This window comes from Rhodococcus sp. IEGM 1351 (genome assembly GCF_030056875.1).
Taxonomy (GTDB): Bacteria; Actinomycetota; Actinomycetes; order Mycobacteriales; family Mycobacteriaceae; genus Rhodococcus_F; species Rhodococcus_F opacus.
This window is the reverse complement of the sequence record NZ_JASHKU010000002.1, coordinates 528,370-552,282: the sequence shown is the minus strand read 5'-3', so window position 1 is coordinate 552,282 and position 23,913 is coordinate 528,370. Positions and strand designations below refer to the sequence as shown.

The following is a 23,913-nucleotide window of genomic DNA, read 5'->3' as shown; positions in this document are numbered from 1 at the left end:
CGGATGGGAGTTCTGGGGATCGGCTTCGATCTCGTGACGGTGTCGGAGTTCGCCGAGCAGCTGGACCGGCCAGGGACGGCCATGCTCGACAACTTCACACCGGGCGAGCGTCGGGACGCCGTGACCCGGAGCTCCGATCCGGCTAGACATTTCGCCGCCCGGTGGGCTGCGAAGGAGGCAGTGATCAAGGCCTGGTCCACGTCTCTCTTCGCCAGCCCGCCGGTGCTGCCCGAGATGATCCACCACCTGATCGAGGTGGTGACGGATGCGTGGGGGCGACCGAGTATCCGCTTACGCGGAGACGTCGGCAAGCATCTGACCGACGTGAAGATTCACATCTCCCTCACACACGACGGAGACATGGCGGGCGCGTTCGCCGTCATCGAGTCGCTGTAGGCGCCTTCGGCGCCCGTGCGCCTTTCTGGTAGCTCCGGCAACCGGAAGGGCGCACAGGCGCGTAGCGCCTAGGTGGAGCGCGATTCCTTCTCCGCGACCAACAGGTATGCCACCATCAGCCGTTTGAGTTCGGCGACGGCGTCCGCGTGGCTCTGATTGTCCTGCACGGAGAAGTTGAGCATCGAGTACACGACGTGGACGAGCACCTCGGCCATCATCGTGCGCCGCTCCCGCGATGTCTGCGGGGTGAGCGGCGCGAGCATCCGTGACACCTGCTCCGCGAACGCCTTCTCGTGGATGGCACCGGTGGCGCGCGTCGACGGCGTCGACTGCATCGCCAGCCACACCTCGCGCCTCGACGGGTCGGACGTCCACAGGCCCGCCATGTGGTCGACGAAGGAATTGAGGAACCGCAGCCAGTCGAGGGACGGGACCTCACCGTTGAACTGGGCGATCTCGTGCTGGACTCCGACGAGGTCCTGCCGGTTGAGTTCGCAGACGATCACGTACTTGTTCGCGAAGAACTGGTAGAGGGTGCCGATCGGGACGTCCGCGCGTGCGGCGACCTCCTCGCACGTGAACGATTCGAATCCCACGTCCACCAGCAACTCCCGCGATGCCGTGAGCAGCGCGTCGAACTTCCGGCGACTACGTTCCTGGGTCGGCCGTCTGCGGGGCAGGAGTTCCTGCGGGTCCGACTGCAGCTCCAACGCCGGGTCCACTCGGCGCGGCGCTTGCTTGCTGACTGAAGACTCCACCGCCCAAGGCTATCCGTCTTTCGTCCGGATTCCGAAGATCCCTCCCGGTGACGCGTCGGGTTTCACCTGGGCGAGGAGACTCGTCGCGCCGTTTCGGGCGTGACCGATGTGATCGGCCACAAGTGGCCGCTCGCTGAGATTCCGACCCACCACAACGCCGCGGGCAGTGCCGTGGCGTCGGCGTGTGTGCCCGACAGCAGGCCACGGACCGTTTCGGATGGGTCGCGGGCGGCTGACGATGCAGCCGCCCGTCGCGTGGATCAGACGGACAGGTCCCGGCGCAGTTTCGCGACGTGGCCGGTGGCGCGGACGTTGTACTGGGCCACTTCGATCTTCCCGTCCTCGTCGACGAGGAACGTGGAGCGGATGACACCCTGCACCGTCTTGCCGTACATCTTCTTCTCGCCGAATGCGCCCCACGCCTCGAGTGTGGCCTTGTCGGGATCGGACAGGAGGGGGAACGTCAGTCCCTCGTTGTCGCGGAACTTGGCCAGCTTCGCCGGCTTGTCGGGGGAGATGCCGATCACGTCCAGGCCGGCGCCGTTCAGGTCGGCCAGGTTGTCGCGGAAGTCGCAGGCCTGTTTGGTGCAGCCCGGCGTGCTCGCCGCCGGGTAGAAGTACACGACGACCTTGCGGCCGCGGTAGTCGGCGAGCGACACGTCGTTGCCGTCGGCGTCGGGCAGCGTGAAGGCGGGTGCGGTGTCTCCGGGGGCGAGTCTGTTGTTGTCGGTCACGAGAAGTCAGGCTACCGGGAAGGTGTGGACGTGGCCCGAAGCGCGATCGGGGGAGACGGAGTCGCAGGTCGGGAGTTCTCGTCTACGGTTGACGCAAGTGTGGGATCGTCGCGGTAGCGTCGCTCTCGCTGATCGAACCAGTCGAACAAGTTGGAGGACACGTGCCCAGGGACACCGAGAGCATCGAGCGTGAGATCGAGAACGCGCGCAATCAGCTCGCGAGCACTCTCGACGAATTGACGGTCCGCACCAACCCGAAGCGTCTCGTGGAGAACACGAAGCGCACGATGATCGCGAAGCTGAACGAGCCGGCGGTCAAGTACGGACTGATCGCCGTGGGTGCGGTGGCAGGGCTCCTGGTGCTCCGCAAAGCGTTGCGCTGAACGACCCTCGTCGACAACGGGCCGTCGGATGTGAAGTTCGCAGTGACTTCACGTTCCGGCGGCCCGTTCGTCATCTGACCGCCCGAGCGGTGCGTTGAGATGGTGACACGAGAAAGGCCCCCATCCTCGTGAGAGGATGGGGGCCTTCGTGCAAGTGCGCCCACAGGGACTCGAACCCCGGACCCAGTGATTAAGAGTCACTTGCTCTACCAACTGAGCTATAGGCGCTCGCTCTTGCGAGACAGAACATTAGCGGGTCGCTTCTCGGGAATGCAAATCGCCTGGTGGCGACTGCCCATGGCGACCCGGTCCGCACGGTGGCGCGTAACGAGAGCGCCGCTGGTCACGATTGATATTCGAACGTTATTGAGCGGCTCGGCGCTTGGTTGGAACCGGTCTCCAGTGGCTGGCATCATTGGAGACCACACGGTCTCGACGTGCTGATTCGTCTCGCGAAGGCGAGGGACGTGCCGGCTTGAACGTGAATTCGGAGCGAGGACGTGAAGTGGGGTTATCCATGGGTGTGGGGCGTGGCGGGCGCGTGCGTGCGCAATCGGTGAGATCCGTCTCGAAGACGGCGACGATTGTGGCGGCATCACTCGTATTCGCATTGTCGATCGCGGGGTGCACCGTCTCCGGTGCCGACAGCGTCACGTCGGAAGGTGAGGCGCCGATCGATTCCAATCCGGTCACCGAGCTCATCAAGCCGAAGCTGACGGCGTCGGCCGTCGATGGTGCGGTGGGATTCTCGCCCGGACAGCCGGTGACGGTGACGGTGGCCGACGGCACGCTGGCGGCGGTCACCATGCTCAACCCGGAGGGCGAGACGGTCGACGGCGCCATCGCCCCCGACGGGTTGTCCTGGGTCAACACGGAGCCGCTGGGCTACGACAAGGAGTACCGGCTCGAGGTGAAGGCGAACGGACTCGGCGGGGGCACCACCTCGACATCCGCGTTCACCACCAGCGCTCCCGGCAACGTCACCAAGCCGTACGTGATGCCGTCGGAAGGCGACGTGGTGGGCATCGGTCAGCCGATCGCGGTCCAGTTCGACGAGAACATCCCCGACCGCAAGGCCGCGGAGGCCGGCATAAGCGTCACGACGAATCCGCCCGTCGAGGGCGCGTTCTACTGGGTGAACAACCGTGAGGTGCGGTGGCGTCCGCAGAGCTACTGGGCGCCCGGCACGGCCGTGGACGTCAAGGTCGCCGTGTACGGCCGTGATCTCGGTGACGGACTGTTCGGGCAGGAGGACGTCCACACGGCCTTCACCATCGGCGACGCCCTGATCGCGACGGCGGACGACAACACCAAGCAGGTGACGTTCGAGCGCAACGGCGAAGTGATCATGACGATGCCCACGTCGATGGGTAAGGACGACACACCCACCGACAACGGCGTCTACATCATCGGCGACCGGTTCGCGAACCTCGTCATGGACTCGTCCACCTACGGCGTGCCGGTCAACTCCCCGCAGGGATACAAGACTCCCGTCGACTGGGCCACGCGAATGTCCTACAGCGGCATCTTCTTCCACTCGGCGCCGTGGTCGGTGGGGCAGCAGGGCTACTCGAACGCGAGCCACGGCTGCCTGAATCTCAGCCCGTCCAACGCGAAGTGGGTGTACGACAACACGAAGCGCGGCGACATCGTGATCGTCAAGAACACGCTGGGCGGCACGCTGTCGGGTACGGACGGCCTCGGTGACTGGAACATCCCGTGGGATGTCTGGAAGGCGGGCAACGCCAACGCCTGACAGCAGGCGTCAGACCAATCGCAAAGAGGAAAGCCCCCGGCCGAGGCCGGGGGCTTTCCGTTTGGGGTGAGTGACGGGACTCGAACCCGCGACAGCCAGGATCACAACCTGGTGCTCTACCAACTGAACTACACTCACCATGTGCTTCAGGCACCGCCCGGGGGCAGTAACTTCGGCGAGGAAGATACTAGCGCGTCCGGTGCCCGAGAAGCCAATCGGTATCTCAGGCGGGCCCGAGTTCCTCGACAACGGCGGCGATGTCGCTGGTAGACGGTCCGGGCTCGGGCACGAACGCCGTCTTCCGGTAGTACTTCAGTTCCCGGATCGACTCCTTGATGTCGGCCAGGGCGCGGTGGGCGAGACCCTTTTCGGGCTGACCGAAGTAGATCCGCGGGTACCAGCGCCGGGACAGTTCCTTGATGGAGCTGACGTCGATCATCCGGTAGTGCAGGTAGGTGTCGAGGTCCGGCATGTCGCGGGCGATGAATCCGCGGTCGGTCGCGATCGAGTTGCCTGCGAGCGGCGCCGTCCCGGCGACCGGCACGTGCTCGCGGATGTAGGCGAGCACCTGCTGCTCGGCCTCGGCGAGCGTGACCGTGGACTTCCGGACCTCGTCGGTCAGCCCCGAGTTCTCGTGCATCTTGGTCACCACGTCGGGCATGGCCGCGAGCGCGTCGTCGTCGGCGTGGATGACGATGTCGACACCCTCACCGAGCACGTTCAGCTCGCTGTCCGTGACCAGAGCTGCGATCTCGATCAGCTTGTCGGTGCCGAGCCGGAGCCCGGTCATTTCACAGTCGATCCACACAAGTTTGTCCTGCACCAGGAACACAGTAGTCACGTGAGTGACGGGATAAGGTTTGCGGTGGACACTTTCTCCCGACGTGCGTGATCCGAGGAGGGCTTGGATGACCCGGCAATCGCAGGACGGCGACGCGACCTCGACGCCGGCGGAAAGGGCGGCGGCGGCGAGGGCGGCGGCCGCCGAAGCGGCCAGGATCGCGGCGGAGGCCGCGGCAGCGGCAGAGGCGGCGGAGCAGGATGCCCGGGACGCGGAGGCTGCGGAGAACCGTGCTCCCGCAGACGTCGCCGCCCCGTCCGGTGCCGCCGCGGACATCGCGGCCGGATACTCGTCGGAGGGTGCGGCTCTGGAGCTGGGAACGGTGGTTCTCGACGGCGCCGTGGATCCGGCGGCCCGGGTGCGCATCCCGCTCGCGACGGTCAACCGGCACGGACTCGTCGCCGGCGCCACCGGGACGGGAAAGACGAAGACGCTGCAGGGTATTGCCGAGCAGTTGTCGGCTGCAGGGGTTCCCGTGGTGATGGCCGACGTGAAGGGCGACCTGTCGGGCCTGTCGCAGCCGGGTGCGGCGGGCGACAAGATCACGGCCCGAGCGTCCGAGACGGGTGACGGCGAGTGGCGGCCGGCGGGATCCCCGGTCGAATTCCTCTCGCTGGGAACGGAAGGCCTGGGCATTCCCGTCCGCGCGACCATCACGGCGTTCGGGCCGATCCTGCTCGCCAAGGTTCTCGGGCTCAACGAGACTCAGGAGTCCACGCTGGGGCTGATCTTCCACTGGGCCGACGTTCAGGGGCTCGCGCTGCTCGACCTGTTGGATCTGCGATCGGTCATCGCGCATCTCATCAGCGCCGAGGGCAAGGCCGATCTGAAGGGCATCGGCGGCGTGTCCCCGGCCACGGCCGGCGTGATCCTCAGGGCCCTCGTCAATCTCGAAGCGGACGGCGGCGACACGTTCTTCGGGGAGCCCGAGCTCGAGACCGAGGACCTGCTCCGGGTGCTCGACGGCAAAGGCGTGATCACGTTGTTCGAGTTGGGCGCCCAGGCCGCGCGCCCGGCATTGTTCTCCACTTTCCTGATGTGGGTGCTGGCCGACCTGTTCCAGACGTTGCCCGAGGAAGGCGATCTCGACAAACCCAAGCTCGTCTTCATCTTCGACGAGGCGCACCTGCTCTTCGCGGACGCGTCGAAGGCGTTCCTGCAGCAGGTGGAACAGACCGTGAAGCTCATCCGCTCCAAGGGAGTGGGGGTGTTCTTCTGCACCCAGTTGCCGACGGACGTCCCGAATGCGGTGCTGTCGCAGCTCGGCGCGCGGATCCAGCACGCGCTGCGCGCCTTCACCCCCGACGACCAGAAGGCACTGACGAAAACGGTACGAACGTACCCGACCACCGAGAACTACGACCTCGAGAAAGCTCTCACCTCACTGGGCATCGGTGAGGCGATCGTCACGGTCCTGTCGGAACGGGCCGCGCCGACGCCGGTGGCGTGGACGAGGATTCGGCCTCCCCGCTCGCTGATGGACGCCATCGGCAACGACGCGATCACGGCGGCGGCGTCGTCGAGCCCGCTGTCGGCGAAGTACCGGCAGACCGTCGACCGGGAATCGGCGTACGAGAAGCTGACGGCGAAGGTCGCCGGGGCACCGGCCACGGAACCGGGCCTCGACCTGCCCCCGCTGCCCGACCTGCCGCCACCGCCGCCCGCTCAGCCGGAGGGGCCGAACATGGCCGAGCAGATTCTCGGGAACTCCGTGGTGAAGAGCTTCCTCCGCTCGGCCGCGTCGGCCGCCGGCCGCGAGATCTCCCGCAGCATCTTCGGGACGGGAAAACGTCGCAGGCGCTAGAAACGCTGGGCGAATGTACCTTTCAGCGCCTCGGCAGGGGTGACCGGTACATTCACCCGGGGGTCATCCGCCCAGCTTCTTGTAGAACGTTCCGACGATCGGGGCGACCACCGCGCGCGGGCTGTATTGCCCGGCAACGGACATCGCCTTGCTGATGATGCCGGGCACGACGCGCATCTTGTTGTCGGCCAGCCCGTCGAGCGACACCTTGGCGGTGTATTCGCTGGAGATCCACAGGAAGTCGGGCACCAGCTTGTCCACGATCGACGCCTCCGCCGGATCGGGCTCCTCGGTGCGGACCGGGCCGGGTGCGAGCAGCGTGACGTTCACTCCCGTCCCCTTGAGTTCGCCGCGCAGCGACTCGGAGAAGGTGTTGACGAACGCCTTGCTGGCCGCGTACGTGGCGTTGTGGGGAATGGGCATGTTGCCTGCCGCGGAGCCGACCATGAGGATGGCGCCGGACTTGCGTTCGAGCATCCCGGGCAACACCGCGAGGGTGAGGTCGTGCACCGCAACGGCGTTGAGTTCCACCTGGGCCCGCTCGTACGCGGGATCGAGTCCGGCGACCGGGCCGAACGTGGCGATCCCCGCGTTGTTGCACAGGACGCTGATCTCTCGTCCGGACAGTTCGGTGACGAGGGTGGCCCGAGCGTCGCGATCCGACAGATCGCACGCGCGCACGTCGACCTCGACGCCGTGCTTGTCGCGCAGGGTCCCGGCGAGTGACTCCATCACCTCGCCGCGGCGTGCGACGAGGATCAGGGAGTGGCCCCGGGAGGCGAGATCGGTGGCCAGCGCCTCGCCGATTCCGGACGAGGCGCCGGTCACGACGGCGCGGGCACTGGGAGTGGGGTTCGGCAAGCTCACGGTCAGCAGCGTAGTGCGTCAGAGGCGCGCGGCGAGCCGGGTGCCCTGCTCGATCGCGCGTTTGGCGTCGAGTTCGGCTGCGACGTCGGCGCCGCCGATGACGTGGGTGGTGACGCCGGCGACGGTCAGTTCGTCGACGAGGTCACGCACAGATTCCTGACCTGCGCAGATCACCACGTTGTCGACGGCAAGGGTGCGGGGCTTCTCGCGTTTGGCGCCGAACGTGATGTGCAGGCCGTCGTCGTCGATGCGCTCGTAGTTGACCCCGGACAGTTCCTGCACGCCCTTGTTCTTCAGCGCTGCCCGGTGAACCCAGCCCGTGGTCTTCGCGAGTCCGGCGCCGATCCGGCCGCTCTTGCGCTGCAGCAGGTACACCTCGCGCGGCGACGGTTCGGGAATGGGTGTGGTGAGGGCGCCCGCCGCCGCTTCGGGTTCGGTGACACCCCACTCCTGCTTCCACTCCTTCAGGTCGAGCGTCGGGGAATGCTCGTGGGTGAGGAACTCGCTGACGTCGACGCCGATCCCGCCGGCTCCGATCACCGCGACCGACTTCCCGACGGGCTTGCCGCCCCGCACGACCTCCGGGTACGTGAGCACCTTCGGGTGGTCGATACCCGGAATGGACGGAACGCGCGGCGTCACACCGGTCGCGACGATCACCTCGTCGTACTCGCCGATCAGTTCGGTCGCGGTGACGCGGCTGTCGAGCCGGACGTCGACACCGGCGAGCGGAAGCTGGCGGTTGTAGTACCGGATCGTTTCCGCGAACTCCTCCTTGCCGGGGATCTTGCGGGCGATGCCGAACTGGCCGCCGATCTCCGAATCCGCTTCGAACAGGGTCACCGAATGGCCACGCTGTGCCAGGCCGAGCGCCGCGGACAGTCCCGCGGGGCCGGCGCCGACGACGGCGACACGCTTCGCGGCCCGGGTGGGGGAGAGCGTCAGTTCCGTCTCCCGGCCCGCACGCGGATTCAGCAGGCACGACACGTGCTTGCGGACGAAGGCGTGGTCGAGGCAGGCCTGGTTGCATGCGATGCACGTGTTGATCTCGTCGGGGGTGCCTGCCTCCGCCTTCCGCACCCAGTCGGGATCGGCGAGCATCGGGCGTGCCATCGAGATGAGCTGCGCGTCGCCGCGGGTCAGGATTTCCTCGGCGACCTCCGGCATGTTGATCCGGTTCGACGCGGCCACGGGGATGCTCACGTGCTTCTCGAGCTTGCCGGTGATGTCGGCGAACGCGGCCCGCGGCACCGACGTCACGATCGTGGGAACACGGGATTCGTGCCAGCCGATGTCGGTGTTGATGATGGTCGCGCCCGCGGCCTCCACTTCCTGTGCCAGCGCGACGATCTCGTCCCACGTCTGACCGCCCTCGACGAGGTCGGCCATCGACAGGCGGAAGATGATGATGAAGTTCGGGCCCACCGCCTTGCGCGTGCGGCGGACGATCTCGACGGCCATCCGCCTGCGGTTCTCGGGAGTGCCGCCCCACGTGTCGGTGCGCTTGTTGGTGCGCTCGCACAGGAACTGGTTGATGAAGTAGCCCTCGCCGCCCATGATCTCGACGCCGTCGTAGTTCGCCTGCTGCGCGAGTCGGGCGCAGCGGACGAAGTTGCGGATCTGCCAGCGGACGCCGCGGCCGGTGAGTTTGCGGGGCCGGAACGGGTTGATCGGGGCCTTGATCGAGGAGGCGGAGACGCTGAAGGGCTGGTAGCTGTACCGGCCGGCGTGCAGGATCTGCAGGGCGATTTTGCCGCCCTCGTCGTGCACCGCCTTCGTGATCGCGCGGTGCCGCCCGGCCTCGACACGGTTGGTGAGCTTGGCGCCGAACGGCAGCAGCCAGCCCGTCCGGTTGGGCGCGTATCCGCCGGTGACGATCAGCGCGACACCTCCGCGGGCACGCTCGGCGAAGTACTCGGCCAGACGGGGAACGTCCTTCGCGCGATCTTCGAGCCCGGTGTGGATGGAGCCCATGATCACCCGGTTCTTCAGCGTCGTGAAACCGAGGTCGAGGGGAGCGAGGAGCTGAGGGAACTGAGTCATTGGCGGCGTGTCCTTACTGTGCGAGCGCGTCGAGTACTTCTTGGCACCAGTCGGCGAATCCCTCTTCGACGCGGATTCCGCCGCGCAGGACGAGGTACTGGTGCAGGGCTGCCCCGGAGAGCTTGTCCGGTGCGGGAAAGTCGCGTTTTTCGATCATGCGGTAGACCTCGAGCCGGGCGGCGTGGCCGTCGCGGTGGCGAGCGACCTCGGCGGTGAGTGCGGCGATGTCACCGTGCTGAGCGGCGCGGATCTTCACTGCCAGCTCGTTACGCAGGTGATTGGGCTCGGTCGGTTCGGCGATCCAGCGCTCGAGTTCCGCGCGTCCGGCCGCGCTGACCCGGTACACCTTCTTGTCGGGTCTGCCGTCCTGTGCCACGACCTCTGCGTCGACCCAGCCGGACTCGTCCATGCGTTTGAGGACGCGGTAGATCTGCTGGTGGGTGGCGCTCTGGAAGAAGCCGATGGACTTGTCGAACCGGCGCGCCAATTCGTAGCCCGAGCCGGAGTGCTCGGTCAGGGAGACGAGAAGCGCATGTTCGAGGGCCACGAACAGAAGTATGTATGCAACGAGGTGCGTATGCAACTGAGTGCACACTAGGTCCTCCCGGTCGAACGGGACGCTCGTCGCGTCAGACCGCACGAACTCCCCGTTCGCTCGCATAGGCTCGCGGGCATGAGCACCGACGTTCGTCCGCCGGCCGGGATCGGCGAGGCCGCGACGCGCAGACAGGTTGTCGCGTGGGGGCTGTGGGACTGGGGATCGGCCGCGTTCAACGCCGTGATCCTTACGTTCGTCTTCTCCGTGTACCTGACGGACGCCGTGGGGGAGGACCTGCCGGGATCGATCTCCGCGAGCACGTGGCTCGGGTGGTCGCTCGGCATCGCCGGTTTCCTCATCGCCGTGCTCGCCCCCGTCACCGGGCAGCGATTCGACGCCGCGGGACGACGCAAGTGGGCGCTCGGCGTCCTCACGTTCGCGACGGTCGGGTGCATGGCGGCGATGTTCTTCGTCCGCGACTCCTATCAGTACCTGTGGCTCGGGCTGGTGCTGCTGGCCGCCGGTTCGGTGATCTTCGAACTGGCCGGCGTTCCGTACAACGCGATGCTCAGGCAGGTGTCGACGCCGGCGAACATCGGCCGGGTGTCCGGGTTCGGCTGGGCGATGGGCTATTTCGGTGGGATCGTGCTCCTGCTGGTGTGCTACTTCGGGTTCATCTCCGGTGACGGCGACAACCGGGGGTTCCTCGGGCTCACCACGGACGGCGGCCTGAACATCCGGATGGTGGCGCTGCTGGCCGCCGTCTGGTTCGCGGTCTTCGCGATTCCCGTGCTGCTGAAGGTCCCCGAGCTACCCCGCCCGCACGCGGATCCGGGTGCGGACAAGGCCGGTTTCGTCGAGTCGTACCGGGTGTTGTGGCGCGATCTGCGCGACCTGTGGTCCGCCGACCGGCGCACCGTCTACTTCCTGGTGGCCAGTGCGTTGTTCCGCGACGGTCTGGCCGGTGTCTTCACGTTCGGCGCCGTCCTCGCCGTCAACGTCTACGGCATCGGTGCGGGTGACGTGCTGTTGTTCGGCGTCGCGGCCAATGTCGTCTCCGCGCTCGGCGCGCTCACCGCCGGCCGGTTCGACGACCGGATCGGGCCGAAGACCGTGATCATGACGTCCCTGATCGCGATGATCATCGTCGGTGTCGTCCTGATGGCCGTCTCGGGACCGGCCATGTTCTGGATCTTCGGACTGCTGCTGTGCCTGTTCGTCGGTCCCGCGCAGTCGTCCGCGCGCACGTTCCTGGCCCGGATCACCCCGCCCGGCCGGGAGGGGCAGATGTTCGGCCTGTACGCGACCACCGGTCGCGCGGTGTCGTTCCTCTCGCCCACCCTCTTCGGATTGTTCGCCTGGTGGCTCGCGGCGGATCGGGCGGGGATCCTCGGCCTGGTGATCGTGCTCGCGATCGGCCTCGCCGCGCTGACGGTGGTGAAGGCGCCCGAACGCGACTAGCGCCTCGCGCGAGTGTCGTCGATGCGAAGCTTCTCCGGGAACAGGCGCCGCTGCGTCAGCCAGCCCGCCGCCGCCACGACGATCCAGATCAGCGTGGCGAAGAACTGCTGGCCGCCCTCGTTCGGATCCTCCAGGAATCCCAGCGGGGGGACGGCCAGACCGAGCCCGGTCAGCACCATGCTGGCGCCGCCGAGCGCGGTGAGCCATAACAATGCCCGCGCCCGGTACCGGTCGGCGATGAAACCGCAGGCGACGGCGAGCGCGACGATCACGACTCCACTGAGGAGCCAGCCGGCGTCGTCGGGTTGCAGAACACGACTGAGCTTCGCTCCGATCACCGCGCCGGCGATGATGCCGATGAAGAATGCGGCGAACTTGAAGATCAGGGTCGTGGCCACCCACACCACTACCGCGCCGATCGCCGCGACCAGGAACGTCGTCCCGAGCGACAGCGACAGCAGATCGGCCAGGAGCCAGCCGAGGCCGAAACCCGAGGCGAGAACGGCGACGTGGAGTGAACCGACACCGGCGAAGCACAGAACGGCGCCGACCAGAAGAATTGCGATGCCACTCATGGTGCCCTCCCAGGGTGCACGAGACGAGTAGTGCCATCAAACCAGAACGGACGCCCCGTCGAGGGGAAGGGCGGATTTCAGTTCGGCACGGTTCCGGCACGCATGAGGATCGCGTCCGCGAGGGCGTCGGGTCGCTGTTCCGGGATCCAGTGCGTGGCACCGTCCAGGACGACGAATTCGTACGGCGCATCGACGAACTCGCCGCACCGCTCCGCTCCCGCACGCCCCAGCGCCTGGTCGCCGGTGCTCCAGACGTAGGTCGTGGGAACGGTGACGGCGGGCGTCTGCTCGAAGTCGCTCGTCATGGCGCGGTACCAGTTCAGCGCGGCGGTCAGCGCTCCCGGTTCGCTGAGCAGCGCGACGTGCCGGTCGACGAGCGCCGGCGGGACGACGTCACCGAACATTGCGCGCAGTGAGTGCGCGTTGTCGTCGAGGAGAACCCGCTCGGCCTTGCCCTCCATCCTCAGGAGCCGGATGTAGGAGGAGCGTTCCTTCTGATCGGCGTCCTCGCGCAACGCCCAGCCGAACGCGCCGGGATGTGGCACCGACACGGTGGTGAGCGAATTGATCCGATCGGGGTGCCTGGCCGCGACGACCCAGGCCACGGCGGCGCCCCAGTCGTGGCCGACGAGATGCGCCGTGTCGAGGTCGAGTGCGTCGAGCAGTCCGATCACGTCCGCGACGAGGTGGTCGATCCTGTAGGAGTCGACTCCGTCGGGTCGCGCACCGGGCGAGTATCCGCGCTGGTTCGGGGCGTACGTCCGCAGACCGGACTCGTTCAGCCGGGCGCTGACGGGTTCCCAGGACGCGGCGCTCTCCGGAAACCCGTGCAGGAGAACGACGGGGGCGCCGTCGGCCGGACCGCTGGTCGTGACGTCGAACGTCAGGTCGCCGAGAGTGATGTGCGCGTGTTCCGAGGTTGACAGCATGCCCCCACCGTACGGCGAGAGCGCGACTACTTTCCGGGATTCCACCCGCTCATGCCGAGCATGATCAGGCGCAGTTGCCGTTCGGCGCGCGCGACCACCTCGGCCTCGCTTCGGCTTCCGGGACGATCGGCCTCGAGCAGATCGACGACGACGGCGAACATGGTGGACACGATCAGGTCGGCCGCCATCTCCAGGTCGTCGTGGTCCCAGGACTGCAAACCCTCGATGCGGGACAGATCCACCGTGAGTTCGCTGACGAACAGTTTCATCTCGGTCGCGATCGCCCGGCGAATTTCGGGGACGCCGCCGTAGCGTTCACGGCTGAGGAACCGGAACTGCGCCTCGTGGGTGCGAACCTGCCGGACGAGGATGTCGAGGGATGCGCCAGCGCTCTTGGTGCTCGGGGTGCGCCGGGCGTCGCGCAGCATCTGCCGCAGTATTCGCATGCCCTCCTCGACGAGCACCACGCCGAGCTCCTCGATGGACGCGAAGTGGCGGTAGAACGCGGTGGGCACGATTCCCGCGGTGCGGGCGATCTCGCGCAGGCTCACGCCGGCGAAACTCCGATCCGCCATGAGTTCGAGCGTGCCGTCGAGAAGCGCCTTCCTCGTGCGCTCCTTGCGGGCTGCCCTGCTCTCGGGTTCGGCGCCGGTCGACTGACTCACGGCAGTGAGTGTATTCGCGACAGTGCCCACACCTGTCACCTCCGGGTGCTCGTACCCGTCATCCGGCATGCGTATCCGATCCCTGCCTCGAGTGTGCCTGCGGTCACATTCTGATTGACAACTTGCTGTCCCCCTCTGTCACACTATTGTCAGTGTACAACCGTGCACTCAAATGGAGGAGGCTGACGTGTCAGTTGCCCACACCAGTCGTCCGGCGGAGGGACGCAGGTTCTCGCTGCTGTCGTTGTTCGAGGCGATGGCCACTCCGCACCAGCTCGACCGCTACCTCGAACTCGTCAGTCCCATGGTCACCGTGCGCGACCTGCGTGCAGAAGTGGTCGAGGTCCGGCGGTCCACCGCCGACACCGTCACCCTCACGCTGCGCCCCACCCGTCAGTGGCGCGGATTCCGTGCGGGGCAGTTCGTGCAGGTGGGCGTCGTGATCGACGGGGTTCGCCACACCCGGTGCTACTCGCCGGCCAATGCACAGGCGTCCGCCGACGGGCTCGTCGAGCTGACGATCAAGGCGCATCCCGAGGGTCTCGTCTCGCAGTACCTGCACGCCCACGCGAGCCCCGGTCTCGTGCTCGACCTGTCTCAGGCGGCGGGCGAATTCACCCTTCCCTCTCCTCGCCCTCGCCGGCTCCTGCTGGTGAGCGGAGGCAGCGGAATCACCCCGGTTCTGTCGATGCTGCGCACCTTGGTCGACGAGCAGCACTTCGGAAGCATCACTTTTCTGCACTACGCGTACACCGAAAACGACGTCGCGTACCTCGACGAGTTGCGCGCACTCGCGGACGCGAACGCCAACGTCTCGCTCGTGCTGGCGTACACCGATCAGGACACCGGCGGCCATCTCCACGGATTCTTCGGCCAGGAGCACCTCGACGCGGTAGCACCCTGGTACGCGGACGCCGACACCTTCCTGTGCGGGCCGCCCGGACTGATGCGTGGCGTTCGGGAGGTGTACCGCGAACTCGGCATCGAGGACCGTCTGCACACCGAGGAATTCGCTCCCACCGCAGCCCCGGCGGAGGGCGAGGCCGGTGGTGAGGTGTCCTTCACCGCCAGCGGTGTCACCGCGGACAATTCCGGAGCGACGCTGCTCGAACAAGCGGAGGCCGCCGGACTCCATCCCGAGTACGGATGCCGGATGGGCATCTGCTTCTCCTGCACCACGGTGAAGAAGTCGGGGTGCACCAAGAACGTCCGCACCGGCGACACCGACACCGATCCGGACAAGGCGATCCAGCTGTGCGTCTCGGTTCCGGTGGGCGACGTCGCCCTCGACATCTGATTTTCACTCGACATCCAACGTTTGGAGACCGACATGTTTGGACTCTCACTCTCGTTCCTCCCGTTCGTCGACGGCTCCGACGGTTCCCGTAACGACGCCCCGGTGGTGCTCAGTCACGACCAGGTCGAAGAGATCGGCCGGGAACTGGACGCCCTCCGCGACCGGACGGTTGCGGACCTCGGCGCCGAGGACCGCGAATACATCTACAAGATCATCAAGGCGCAGAGGGGATTCGAGGTCGCCGGCCGCGGGCTGATGTACCTCGGCTTCTTTCCGCCGGCCTGGATCGCCGGGGTCGGGGCCCTCGGTGTGTCGAAGATTCTCGACAACATGGAGATCGGCCACAACGTCATGCACGGCCAGTACGACTGGATGCGTGAACCGGGCCTGAACTCCCGCGTGTTCGAGTGGGACACGGTCTGCCCGGCCGATCAGTGGAAGCACTCCCACAACTACATGCACCACACGTACACCAACATCCTCGGCCGGGACCGGGACATCGGCTACGGCATCCTGAGGATCGACGAGGCGCAGAAGTGGAACCCCTACTACCTGGGGAACCCGGTCTACGCCTTCTTCCTGATGATGCTGTTCGAGTGGGGCGTCATGATGCACGACCTGGAAGCGGAGAACGTGATCCAGGGCAAGCGGAAGTGGCGCGACGTCAAGCCGCTGCTGAAGGGCTGGTGGCGCAAGGCCGGTCGGCAGGTGCTCAAGGATTACGCGATCTTCCCGGCGCTCACCGGGCCGCTGTTCGTCCCCACACTGCTCGGCAACGTGACCGCCAACCTGATCCGCAACGTGTGGGCGTACTCCATCATCTTCTGCGGCCATTTCCCCACTGGCGTGCAGAGTTTCACCGAGGACGAGACCGCGGAGGAAACCCGCGGCGAGTGGTACGTCCGGCAGATGCTCGGCAGCGCGAACATCGAGGGGAGTCCGCTGTTCCACATCATGTCGGGCAACCTGTCGCATCAGATCGAGCACCACCTGTTCCCGGACCTGCCCGCCCACCGGTACCCGGAGATGGCGCCCGCGGTGAAGGCGCTGTGCGAGAAGCACGGGCTGCCCTACAACACCGGTGGCTTCTTCAAGCAGATCGGCTCCGTGTGGGGGAAGATCTTCACGTTCGCACTGCCGCCCGGTCTCGTCTCGTCCGACACCCCTCCCGGTGTTATCGTCGAGCGGCAGAAGACTGCAGCCTGAGAGGCGAAACACATGGTGGGGAAGTTCGAGCGGCGCAAGGACACCGTGCAGGAACTGACGGAGTCCGCGGCCACGCACGTGGGCCACATCGCGACGATCATCGCGGGCGCCGTCCGGGACGTCACCCGGGAGATCGGTGACTGGGTGTCCGACGGCATCGAGATGCGCGAGGCCGCGAAGAAGGCCCGCGAAGACGAGGGCGAGGACAAGCCGGTCGACTGAGGATCCTCGCGTGGGTGGGGCGCGGCCGGCGACGGCCGCGCCCCTTTTCGCTCTGCTAGATGACGCCGAGCGAAATCATGGCGTCGGCCACCTTCACGAAACCGGCGATGTTCGCGCCGTGCACGTAGTCGCCCGGCATGCCGTACTCGGCGGCCGTGGCCACGGTGCGCTCGTGGATGCCGCGCATGATTCCGGCCAACCGCTCGTCCGTGTATTCGAAGCCCCACGAGTCGCGGGATGCGTTCTGCTGCATCTCGAGTGCCGACGTGGCGACGCCGCCCGCGTTGGCCGCCTTGCCCGGGGCGAAGGCCACCGCGGCATCGCGGAACACCTGGACGCCCTGCGGGGTCGTGGGCATGTTCGCGCCCTCGGCCACCGCCTGCACGCCGTTCGCGACCAGTGTCTTGGCGGCCGCTTCGTCGAGTTCGTTCTGGGTGGCGCAGGGGAGCGCGACGTCGCACGGCACGTCCCAGATGGAGCCGTTCGGCACGAACCGGGCGTGCGGCACGGTGTCCGTGTACTCGCTGATCCGTCCGCGTCGCACCTCCTTGATCTCCTTCAGGAGCTCGAGGTCGATGCCCTTCTCGTCGACGAGGTATCCGGAGGAATCGGAGCTCGCGATCGCGATTCCGCCGAGCTGGTGCACCTTCTCGATCGCATAGATCGCGACGTTTCCGGAGCCCGAGACGACGACGGTCTTGCCGCCCAGTGAGCTGTTCGCCGCCTTCAGCATCTCGGCGACGAAGTAGGCGACGCCGTAACCCGTCGCCTCGCGACGCACCTGCGAGCCGCCCCAGGTGAGGCCCTTACCGGTGAGGACCCCCGACTCGTAGGAGTTGGTGAGGCGCTTGTACTGGCCGAACAGGTAGCCGATCTCGCGCCCGCCGACGCCGATGTCACCTGCCGGGACGTCGGTGTACTCGCCGATGTGGCGATGCAGCTCGGTCATGAACGACTGGCAGAACCTCATGATCTCGGCCTCCGAGCGACCCTTGGGGTCGAAGTCGGAGCCACCCTTGCCGCCGCCGATCGGAAGTCCGGTGAGTGCGTTCTTGAAGATCTGCTCGAAGCCGAGGAACTTCACGATTCCCAGGTTCACGCTGGGGTGAAACCGCAGGCCGCCCTTGTAGGGGCCGAGCACGCTGTTGTACTGCACCCGGAAACCGCGGTTGACGTGCACGTTGCCGGAGTCGTCGACCCACGGCACCCGGAAGATGATCTGACGCTCCGGCTCGCACAGTCGCTCGATCAATCCGGAGTCGGCGTAGTGGGGATGGTGGTCGAGCACGACCTGGAGCGACTCGAAGACCTCGGCGGCTGCCTGGTGGAACTCGGGTTCTCCGGCGTTCCGCAGGCGGACCTGCTCGTAGATCTCTGCTACCTGGTCGCGCGTTGACACAGACCCACCTGCCTGACGTGTGAGGAATTCGTTACCTGACGTTTACTTTGGAAACTATAGACCTGGCGTCAGGCGTCCTGTATCGCGCCGTGCGGAGAGGTCAGGACTCCCGCAGTAGTGTGCGGGAATGCATTGCGACAGAGGTGTTCTCGACGGCCTCGCCGCAGTGCGCGCAGCGGTGTTCCAGCTCCAGTGAGTGCCCGCAGTCGTGCACGAGCACCGACGGTGCCTCGTCGACGGCCCACTTGCTGCCCCATTGGAACAGTGAGAGCAGCAGTGGTCGCAGGTCCTCGCCCGCCGGGGTGAGGTGGTACTCGAAACGGGGAGGGTGCTCGGAGTACTGGCGGCGCTCGATGACGCCGACCTCCTCGAGTTTGCGTAGTCGCGCGGTGAGGATGTCGCGCGAGACGCCGATGTACCCGGCAATCCGGTCGAAGCGGTGCACCCCGTAGCTCAGTTCGCGGATCACCAGCATGGACCAGCGGTCGCCGATCAGTTCCATGGTGGCGGCGATCGCGCAGGGTCTCGGCGCCAGTGGCATGCGGTCCATGACGATCTCGGGTGTCGCTCGCTCGGTGTCGCCATTGTTCATGCACTCCATCATAGAGGGTTGTGGTTTCCAACTGATAGGGGTTACTGTCGTAGCGCAGTTAGTTGGAAAAGCAGACTTACTCTCTCGAAGGGGTCGTCATGACCACGATTCAAGATCGAACGGTGCTGGTCACCGGAGCCGGCCGCGGGCTCGGACGTGCCTTCGTCGCCGAGGCGCTCGCACGAGGAGCGCGAACGGTCTACGCGTCGGCGCGTGATACGTCGACGATCGAAGGACATCCCCGGGTCGTGCCCGTCGAACTGGATGTCACGAACCCCGAATCGGTCTACGCCGCCGCGGAGTACGTCGGGGACCTCGGCGTGCTGATCAACAACGCCGGCATCCTCATCGGCGAGTCGCCGCTCACGGGTGATCTCGACGGAATGCGCCGGGAACTCGAAACCAACCTCTACGGCCCGCTCAACGTCACTCGCGCGCTGGCACCGATCATCGCCGCCAATGGGGGCGGCGCGATCCTCAACGTGCACTCCGTCCTGTCCTGGCTGGCCGTCGGTGGTTCGTACAGCGTCTCGAAAGCCGCCCTGTGGAGTGCCACCAACGCGATGCGTGCCGAACTCGCAGCGCAGAATATCCAGGTGGTCGGGCTGCACCTCGGGTACATGGACACCGACATGACGAGCGGTCTGGACGTACCGAAGATCTCCGCCGCCGAGGTCGCGCGACTGGCCTTCGACGGCATCGAGTCCGGCGCTCACGAAGTCCTCGCCGACGACACCTCCCGCACCGTCAAGGCGGCACTGTCGGGTGACCTCGACGTTCTCTATCCGCAGCCGGCGCAGCAGGGGACGGCATAGTGAGCGAGTCCGGAAACGGTGCAGTGGCGACTGTCGAGGGCGGGGCGGACGCGGAGTGGGGAGAGGTGCGGTCGAGGACCGTCGAATGGCGCGACCCGGCAGGCCCGGCGCGGAAAGCGCGAGAACTCGACGGCCTCGGCTACCTGCGGGCGATCCTCGGCGGCGAGATTCCCGCGCCCCCGATCGCGAGCCTGATGAACCTGCGGTTCCTCGAGGCCGAACCCGGAAGGGTCGTCTTCGCGCTGAACCCCGACGAGTCGCAGTACAACCCGATCGGCGCCATCCACGGCGGCGCCGTGTGCACCCTGCTCGATTCGGTCGCCGGCTGCGCCGTGCACACCACGTTGCCCGCGGGGTGGGGCTACACGTCGGTCGAGATCAAGGTCAACTACATCCGCGGAGCGACCCGGGACTCCGGGCCCCTCACGGCCACCGGAGTCGTCAAGAAGTCGGGTCGCCGCATCGCGTTCGCGGAGGGGGAGGTCACCGACTCGCAGGGCCGACTCGTCGCCACCGCCACCAGCACCCTGCTGGTGTTCGAGGTTCCACAGGAGAGCTGACGCCGGACGGCGCCCGCCGGGTGCCTCGGGGGCGTCCGGCGGGGCCGCCTGCCGACCCGAGTCGGGGGAGGGCCGGCGGCCCCTAGGTCAGGACATGAAAAAGTAATGCGCGAGTAAAGTCAGCTGAGATGCGGGAAACCCGCCACTCGCGGAGGATCGTGGCGGGTCCCGGTGCACCGTTGCCCCGTCGGGTTGGGGCGATGCGCGAACAAGACTAATTGGTCGGTTTGTTACGCGCGAGTACGCAACTCCGGGTACGGACGAGGGGCGCAATGCCTATCGGACGGTCGTACAGGACGTCGCCGGTCGAAGCCGCCCTGTGGGGTACCGAAGTTTGATGTACTGAATTCCGTCCTCATCAGCGTCATCCCAGAGCGGTCAAGGAAGGCAACCACATGGGCACGATCACCACCCAGGATGGCACGGAGATCTTCTACAAGGACTGGGGAACCGGTCAACCCATCGTGTTCAGCCACGGCTGGCCGCTGTCGGCCGACGACTGGGACACCCAGATGCTGTTCTTCCTCCAGCAGGGCTATCGCGTCATCGCCCACGATCGGCGCGGTCACGGGCGCTCCACCCAGACCGGTGACGGCCACGACATGGATCACTACGCCGACGACCTCGCGGAGCTGACCGCGCATCTCGACCTGCAGAACGCGATCCACGTCGGCCATTCGACGGGCGGCGGCGAGGTGGTGCACTATCTCGCGCGGCACGGGGAGAGCCGGGTGTCGAAGGCCGCACTGATCAGCGCAGTACCGCCACTGATGGTCAAAACCGAGGCGAACCCGGGCGGCCTCCCCAAGGACGTGTTCGACGACTTGCAGGCACAGCTCGCCGCCAATAGATCGAAGTTCTATCGCGACCTGCCGTCGGGACCCTTCTACGGATTCAACCGACCGGGCGTGGAATCCTCCGAGGCGATCATCGAGAACTGGTGGCGCCAAGGGATGATGGGCGGGGCCAAGGCTCACTACGACGGCATCGTCGCCTTCTCGCAGACCGATTTCACCGAGGATCTGAAGAAGATCACGGTGCCGGTGCTGGTGATGCACAGCGAAGACGACCAGATCGTTCCGTACGCCGACGCCGGACCCCTGTCCGCGAAGCTTCTCGCGAACGGGACGTTGAAGACGTACCAGGACTTCCCCCACGGCATGCCCACCACACAAGCGGAGACGATCAACGCCGACCTGCTGGCGTTCCTGAAGGGCTGACGACGGACCCTCGATTCCTGTTCGTCCAGGTGATCGGGGGTTTTCGTCTGTCGGCGCTCCGTGGAATGAGTGCCCCCGGCAGGATTCGAACCTGCGACCAAGAGATTAGAAGGCTCTTGCTCTATCCCCTGAGCTACGGAGGCGCGCAGCAAATATTACCTGCCGCCTCGAGCGCTCCGACCGGGGCTGTGGTGTGCGGGTCACGAGCCCAGGCCGGCCGCCGACAGCAGAAGTCCCGCCAGAACGAGCTCGACCACGAAGTAGAACCACACGGGGTAGAAACGGGTAGGCCGGTCGGCGACGGCCGACACGATCCGGCCGAATGCCATCCCCAGCAGGGCGACGGCCACGGTCACCGAGGCGGCGGATCGGATGCCGTGGGCGTCGAAAGCTGCGAAGAACAGCAGGGCCGCCACCGCGACACCGAAGCCGCCGTAGACCGCGCGCACCTCGGCGCGGGAGGTCGCCGAATCCGCGGACAGACCGAACGGGGCGACCAGCCGGGCCGGCGCGGCGAGCCCGTACACACCCATGCCCGCGAAGAACAGCGCCACCGCGATAATCAGAAACTCAGCCATCTCAGCCTCTCGTTGCCTCGGGACACGTCCCTGTCGACGGTAACCGGAGCGGCGACGGAACCCTCGCGTCTCCGACGGCCTGTCGTAGGTCCTACCCTTGATGTATGGCTACACCCCAGCTCGCGGCGTCCGACCCGGCATCGAAACCCCCGGATCGCGCCGATTCGACCGCCCTGTTCGTCGTCGGCGGACTCATCGCCGGTCTGGTCGCGGCAATCGTCGTCGGACTTTCCGCTGCTCAGGCGCTCGTGCTGCTGGGAATTCCGGATCCCGGACCGATCACCACCTACGGACTGCCTGCGATGCGAGCCGTGTCGGAGATCGCTGCGGTCATCACCATCGGGTCGCTGCTGCTCGCGGCGTTCTTCGTACCGCCGCAGAAATCGGGTGTCCTGGACGTGGACGGCTACCGTGCGGTCCGGACCGCGTCATATGCCGCGATCGTGTGGGCCGCGACCGCCCTCGTCCTGGTCCCGTTGACATTGTCGGACACGTCCGGGCAACCCTTCGCCGAGGCGGTCGAACCGGCCAACATCTTCAATTCGATCGATCAGGTCGAACTCGCCGGCGCCTGGCGCTGGACCGCGATCATCGCGATCGTCCTCGCGATCGCATCCCGGCTCGTGCTGCGCTGGTGGTGGACGCCGATCCTTCTGGTCGTCGGCATCCTCGGGCTGATGCCGCTCGCGTTGACGGGGCACTCGTCGTCGGGCGGTTCGCACGACATGGCGACGAACAGTCTGATACTGCACCTCGTCGCGGCCTCGCTGTGGGCCGGCGGTCTGTTCGCTCTCCTCGCCCATGCGCGCCGGCGCGGCGCCTACACCGATGTGGCAGCGCGACGGTTCTCCGCGGTCGCGACGGTCTGCTTCGTCGTCATGGCGGTCAGTGGTGTGGTGAACGCGCTCGTCCGCGTCCAGATCGGTGACCTCGTCGACACCACGTACGGACGCCTGGTGGTCGCGAAGATCGTGGCGCTCGTCATCCTGGGCGTCTTCGGCTGGGCGCAGCGTCGACGGGCGCTGCCCGCGCTGCAGAAGGACCCGGCCGGCCGCGGCAACCTGATCCGTTTCGCCGGCGCGGAGGCCATGGTCTTCGCCGCCACGATCGGTCTCGCCGTCGGGCTCGGCCGCACACCGCCGCCCCCTCCGACCGCGGCACCCACCCTCACAGAGGTGGAACTCGGCTACAACCTGGCGGGGCCGCCGACGTTCGCCCGGCTGATGCTGGACTGGCGTTTCGACCTCCTCTACGGCACCGCCGCGATCGTGCTGGCCGTCGTCTACGCGCTCGGTTTGCGCAAACTTCGGCGTCGCGGCGACAGCTGGCCGGTCGGCCGGACCGTCGCGTGGATGTGCGGATGCGTGGTGCTTCTCGTCGCGACGTCCTCGGGTGTCGGCCGCTACTCACCGGCCGTGTTCAGCGTGCACATGGGCGCGCACATGGCGCTGTCGATGCTCGCCCCGGTCCTGCTGGTGCTCGGCGCACCGATCACGCTGGCCCTGCGCGCTCTCGATCCGGCGGGCAAGAACGGTGTGCCGGGACTGCGTGAGTGGATCCTGACTGCGCTGCACAGCCCGTTCTCCCGGTTCATCACCCATCCCGTCGTCGCGGCCGTGCTGTTCGTCGGCGGGTTCTACGCCCTGTACCTCGGCGGGATCTTCGAAGCGGCCGTGGACTCGCACTCCGCGCACGTCTTGATGAACCTGCACTTCCTGCTGAGCGGCTACCTCTTCTACTGGGTCGCGATCGGCATCGACCCGTCGCCGCGCAAACTGCAGCCGGTGACGAAGCTCGCGATGGTGTTCGGCTCGCTACCGTTCCACGCGTTCTTCGGTGTGGCGTTGATGAGCATGGGCGCCGTGATGGGCGAGTGGTACTACCGGTCGCTCGGACTGGGCTGGAACGCCGACCTGGTGGGTGACCAGCAACTGGGCGGCAGCATCGCCTGGGCGACCGGTGAGATCCCGCTGGTGCTGGTGATGATGGCGCTGCTCATTCAGTGGTCCCGCAGCGACGGCCGCACGGCGCGGCGGGTCGACCGGGCCGCCGACCGGGACGACGACGCCGACCTGGCAGCGCACAACGCGATGTTCGCGGAACTGGCGCGACGGGACCGAGAAGCCGGACACTGACCGCTAGCACGCGGTTCCGACACGGTCGGAGCTTCAGTCGCCGTTTCAGCTGTGTCATCCACACCCGCTCCGTTTCTCCACAGATTTCGGATGCCGCCCGACAACGGCGGTGCCGGACGGCACGCTGTGAGTGAAGGCA

24 protein-coding genes and 3 tRNA genes are annotated in these 23,913 nt (G+C 66.8%); 12 read left to right on the top strand and 15 right to left on the bottom strand.

What is annotated here, in order from left to right:
• Positions 1-3: 3 nt before the first annotated feature.
• A complete protein-coding gene (gene acpS / locus QM806_RS05780; RefSeq protein WP_283290692.1) occupies positions 4-396 on the top strand; it encodes a holo-ACP synthase AcpS in 393 nt (130 codons plus the stop codon).
• Positions 397-464: 68 nt separating this feature from the next.
• Here the strand turns inward: acpS and QM806_RS05775 are convergent, their stop codons facing one another.
• Both QM806_RS05775 and bcp read right to left on the bottom strand, forming a co-directional pair.
• Positions 465-1,154, bottom strand: a complete 690-nt coding sequence (locus QM806_RS05775; RefSeq protein WP_005248286.1) for a TetR family transcriptional regulator — start codon at positions 1,152-1,154, stop codon at positions 465-467.
• A gap of 260 nt (positions 1,155-1,414) precedes the next feature.
• A complete protein-coding gene (gene bcp / locus QM806_RS05770) occupies positions 1,415-1,888 on the bottom strand; it encodes a thioredoxin-dependent thiol peroxidase (protein WP_005261992.1) in 474 nt (157 codons plus the stop codon).
• 161 nt (positions 1,889-2,049) lie between these two features.
• On the opposite strand from bcp, the gene QM806_RS05765 reads away from it, so the two are divergent.
• Positions 2,050-2,271 (top strand): DUF3618 domain-containing protein, encoded by a 222-nt coding sequence (locus QM806_RS05765; RefSeq protein WP_005261991.1) that lies wholly within the window; start codon positions 2,050-2,052, stop codon positions 2,269-2,271.
• 155 nt (positions 2,272-2,426) lie between these two features.
• Here the strand turns inward: QM806_RS05765 and QM806_RS05760 are convergent.
• A tRNA-Lys gene (locus QM806_RS05760) sits at positions 2,427-2,499 on the bottom strand.
• Positions 2,500-2,788: 289 nt separating this feature from the next.
• Between QM806_RS05760 and QM806_RS05755 the strand changes: the two genes are divergently transcribed.
• Complete coding sequence (locus QM806_RS05755; RefSeq protein ID WP_043791692.1) at positions 2,789-4,027, top strand: L,D-transpeptidase; 1,239 nt, start codon at positions 2,789-2,791, stop codon at positions 4,025-4,027.
• Positions 4,028-4,089: 62 nt separating this feature from the next.
• Here the strand turns inward: QM806_RS05755 and QM806_RS05750 are convergent.
• Both QM806_RS05750 and orn read right to left on the bottom strand, forming a co-directional pair.
• Positions 4,090-4,165, bottom strand: a tRNA-His gene (locus QM806_RS05750).
• Positions 4,166-4,250: 85 nt separating this feature from the next.
• Positions 4,251-4,850, bottom strand: a complete 600-nt coding sequence (orn, locus tag QM806_RS05745; protein ID WP_005570251.1) for an oligoribonuclease — start codon at positions 4,848-4,850, stop codon at positions 4,251-4,253.
• A gap of 85 nt (positions 4,851-4,935) precedes the next feature.
• Here orn and QM806_RS05740 point away from each other — a divergent pair, with 85 nt between their 5' ends.
• A complete protein-coding gene (locus tag QM806_RS05740) occupies positions 4,936-6,672 on the top strand; it encodes a helicase HerA-like domain-containing protein (protein ID WP_283290689.1) in 1,737 nt (578 codons plus the stop codon).
• Positions 6,673-6,735: 63 nt separating this feature from the next.
• Here the strand turns inward: QM806_RS05740 and cmrA are convergent, their stop codons facing one another.
• Genes cmrA through QM806_RS05725 form a run of 3 tightly spaced genes read right to left on the bottom strand, consistent with a single transcriptional unit; the run spans position 6,736 to position 10,129 of the window.
• Positions 6,736-7,539, bottom strand: coding sequence for a mycolate reductase (gene cmrA, locus QM806_RS05735; RefSeq protein ID WP_005570268.1), 804 nt, complete (start codon positions 7,537-7,539; stop codon positions 6,736-6,738).
• Positions 7,540-7,557: 18 nt separating this feature from the next.
• Positions 7,558-9,582, bottom strand: a complete 2,025-nt coding sequence (locus QM806_RS05730; RefSeq protein WP_005570269.1) for an NADPH-dependent 2,4-dienoyl-CoA reductase — start codon at positions 9,580-9,582, stop codon at positions 7,558-7,560.
• Between the two features lie 13 nt (positions 9,583-9,595).
• Positions 9,596-10,129: a PadR family transcriptional regulator gene (locus QM806_RS05725; protein WP_037206011.1), complete on the bottom strand. Its 534-nt coding sequence runs from the start codon at positions 10,127-10,129 to the stop codon at positions 9,596-9,598.
• A gap of 126 nt (positions 10,130-10,255) precedes the next feature.
• Between QM806_RS05725 and QM806_RS05720 the strand changes: the two genes are divergently transcribed.
• On the top strand, positions 10,256-11,581 hold the full coding sequence (locus tag QM806_RS05720; RefSeq protein WP_054246328.1) for an MFS transporter: 1,326 nt from the start codon (positions 10,256-10,258) through the stop codon (positions 11,579-11,581).
• Here the strand turns inward: QM806_RS05720 and QM806_RS05715 are convergent.
• The 3 genes from QM806_RS05715 to QM806_RS05705 form a co-directional block, all read right to left on the bottom strand.
• Positions 11,578-12,156 (bottom strand): hypothetical protein, encoded by a 579-nt coding sequence (locus QM806_RS05715; protein WP_005261984.1) that lies wholly within the window; start codon positions 12,154-12,156, stop codon positions 11,578-11,580. The genes QM806_RS05720 and QM806_RS05715 overlap by 4 nt on opposite strands.
• Before the next feature lie 77 nt (positions 12,157-12,233).
• Positions 12,234-13,085: an alpha/beta fold hydrolase gene (locus QM806_RS05710; RefSeq protein ID WP_005570272.1), complete on the bottom strand. Its 852-nt coding sequence runs from the start codon at positions 13,083-13,085 to the stop codon at positions 12,234-12,236.
• Between the two features lie 26 nt (positions 13,086-13,111).
• Positions 13,112-13,819: a TetR family transcriptional regulator gene (locus tag QM806_RS05705; RefSeq protein WP_005570274.1), complete on the bottom strand. Its 708-nt coding sequence runs from the start codon at positions 13,817-13,819 to the stop codon at positions 13,112-13,114.
• Between the two features lie 118 nt (positions 13,820-13,937).
• On the opposite strand from QM806_RS05705, the gene QM806_RS05700 reads away from it, so the two are divergent.
• The 3 genes from QM806_RS05700 to QM806_RS05690 are packed head-to-tail and all read left to right on the top strand — an operon-like array spanning position 13,938 to position 16,475.
• Positions 13,938-15,047 carry a ferredoxin reductase gene (locus QM806_RS05700; protein ID WP_283290684.1) on the top strand — a complete coding sequence of 370 codons (1,110 nt, stop codon included), beginning with the start codon at positions 13,938-13,940 and terminating at the stop codon, positions 15,045-15,047.
• Positions 15,048-15,080: 33 nt separating this feature from the next.
• Positions 15,081-16,253, top strand: a complete 1,173-nt coding sequence (locus QM806_RS05695) for a fatty acid desaturase family protein (RefSeq protein WP_043791709.1) — start codon at positions 15,081-15,083, stop codon at positions 16,251-16,253.
• Between the two features lie 12 nt (positions 16,254-16,265).
• Positions 16,266-16,475 carry a hypothetical protein gene (locus tag QM806_RS05690; protein ID WP_005248259.1) on the top strand — a complete coding sequence of 70 codons (210 nt, stop codon included), beginning with the start codon at positions 16,266-16,268 and terminating at the stop codon, positions 16,473-16,475.
• 55 nt (positions 16,476-16,530) lie between these two features.
• Here the strand turns inward: QM806_RS05690 and gdhA are convergent, their stop codons facing one another.
• Positions 16,531-17,874 (bottom strand): NADP-specific glutamate dehydrogenase, encoded by a 1,344-nt coding sequence (gene gdhA / locus QM806_RS05685; protein ID WP_005570280.1) that lies wholly within the window; start codon positions 17,872-17,874, stop codon positions 16,531-16,533.
• Between the two features lie 100 nt (positions 17,875-17,974).
• Positions 17,975-18,478, bottom strand: a complete 504-nt coding sequence (locus QM806_RS05680) for a winged helix-turn-helix transcriptional regulator (RefSeq protein WP_005570282.1) — start codon at positions 18,476-18,478, stop codon at positions 17,975-17,977.
• Between the two features lie 86 nt (positions 18,479-18,564).
• Here QM806_RS05680 and QM806_RS05675 point away from each other — a divergent pair, with 86 nt between their 5' ends.
• The 3 genes from QM806_RS05675 to QM806_RS05665 all read left to right on the top strand — a co-directional run bounded on the left by QM806_RS05675 (position 18,565) and on the right by QM806_RS05665 (position 21,061).
• The gene (locus tag QM806_RS05675) at positions 18,565-19,281 is read left to right on the top strand and encodes an SDR family oxidoreductase (RefSeq protein ID WP_005570284.1); all 717 of its coding nucleotides are present in this window, start codon (positions 18,565-18,567) and stop codon (positions 19,279-19,281) included.
• Positions 19,281-19,841, top strand: coding sequence for a PaaI family thioesterase (locus QM806_RS05670; protein WP_005570286.1), 561 nt, complete (start codon positions 19,281-19,283; stop codon positions 19,839-19,841). The genes QM806_RS05675 and QM806_RS05670 overlap by 1 nt, the downstream gene beginning before the upstream one ends.
• A 395-nt stretch (positions 19,842-20,236) precedes the next feature.
• Positions 20,237-21,061, top strand: a complete 825-nt coding sequence (locus QM806_RS05665; protein WP_005261975.1) for an alpha/beta fold hydrolase — start codon at positions 20,237-20,239, stop codon at positions 21,059-21,061.
• Between the two features lie 70 nt (positions 21,062-21,131).
• Here QM806_RS05665 and QM806_RS05660 read toward each other — a convergent pair.
• Positions 21,132-21,204 (bottom strand) — tRNA-Arg (locus QM806_RS05660).
• Positions 21,205-21,261: 57 nt separating this feature from the next.
• Positions 21,262-21,639 carry a DUF4345 domain-containing protein gene (locus QM806_RS05655; RefSeq protein WP_005264310.1) on the bottom strand — a complete coding sequence of 126 codons (378 nt, stop codon included), beginning with the start codon at positions 21,637-21,639 and terminating at the stop codon, positions 21,262-21,264.
• A gap of 104 nt (positions 21,640-21,743) precedes the next feature.
• On the opposite strand from QM806_RS05655, the gene QM806_RS05650 reads away from it, so the two are divergent.
• Complete coding sequence (locus tag QM806_RS05650) at positions 21,744-23,774, top strand: bifunctional copper resistance protein CopD/cytochrome c oxidase assembly protein (RefSeq protein WP_005570288.1); 2,031 nt, start codon at positions 21,744-21,746, stop codon at positions 23,772-23,774.
• The last annotated feature ends 139 nt before the right edge of the window (positions 23,775-23,913 follow it).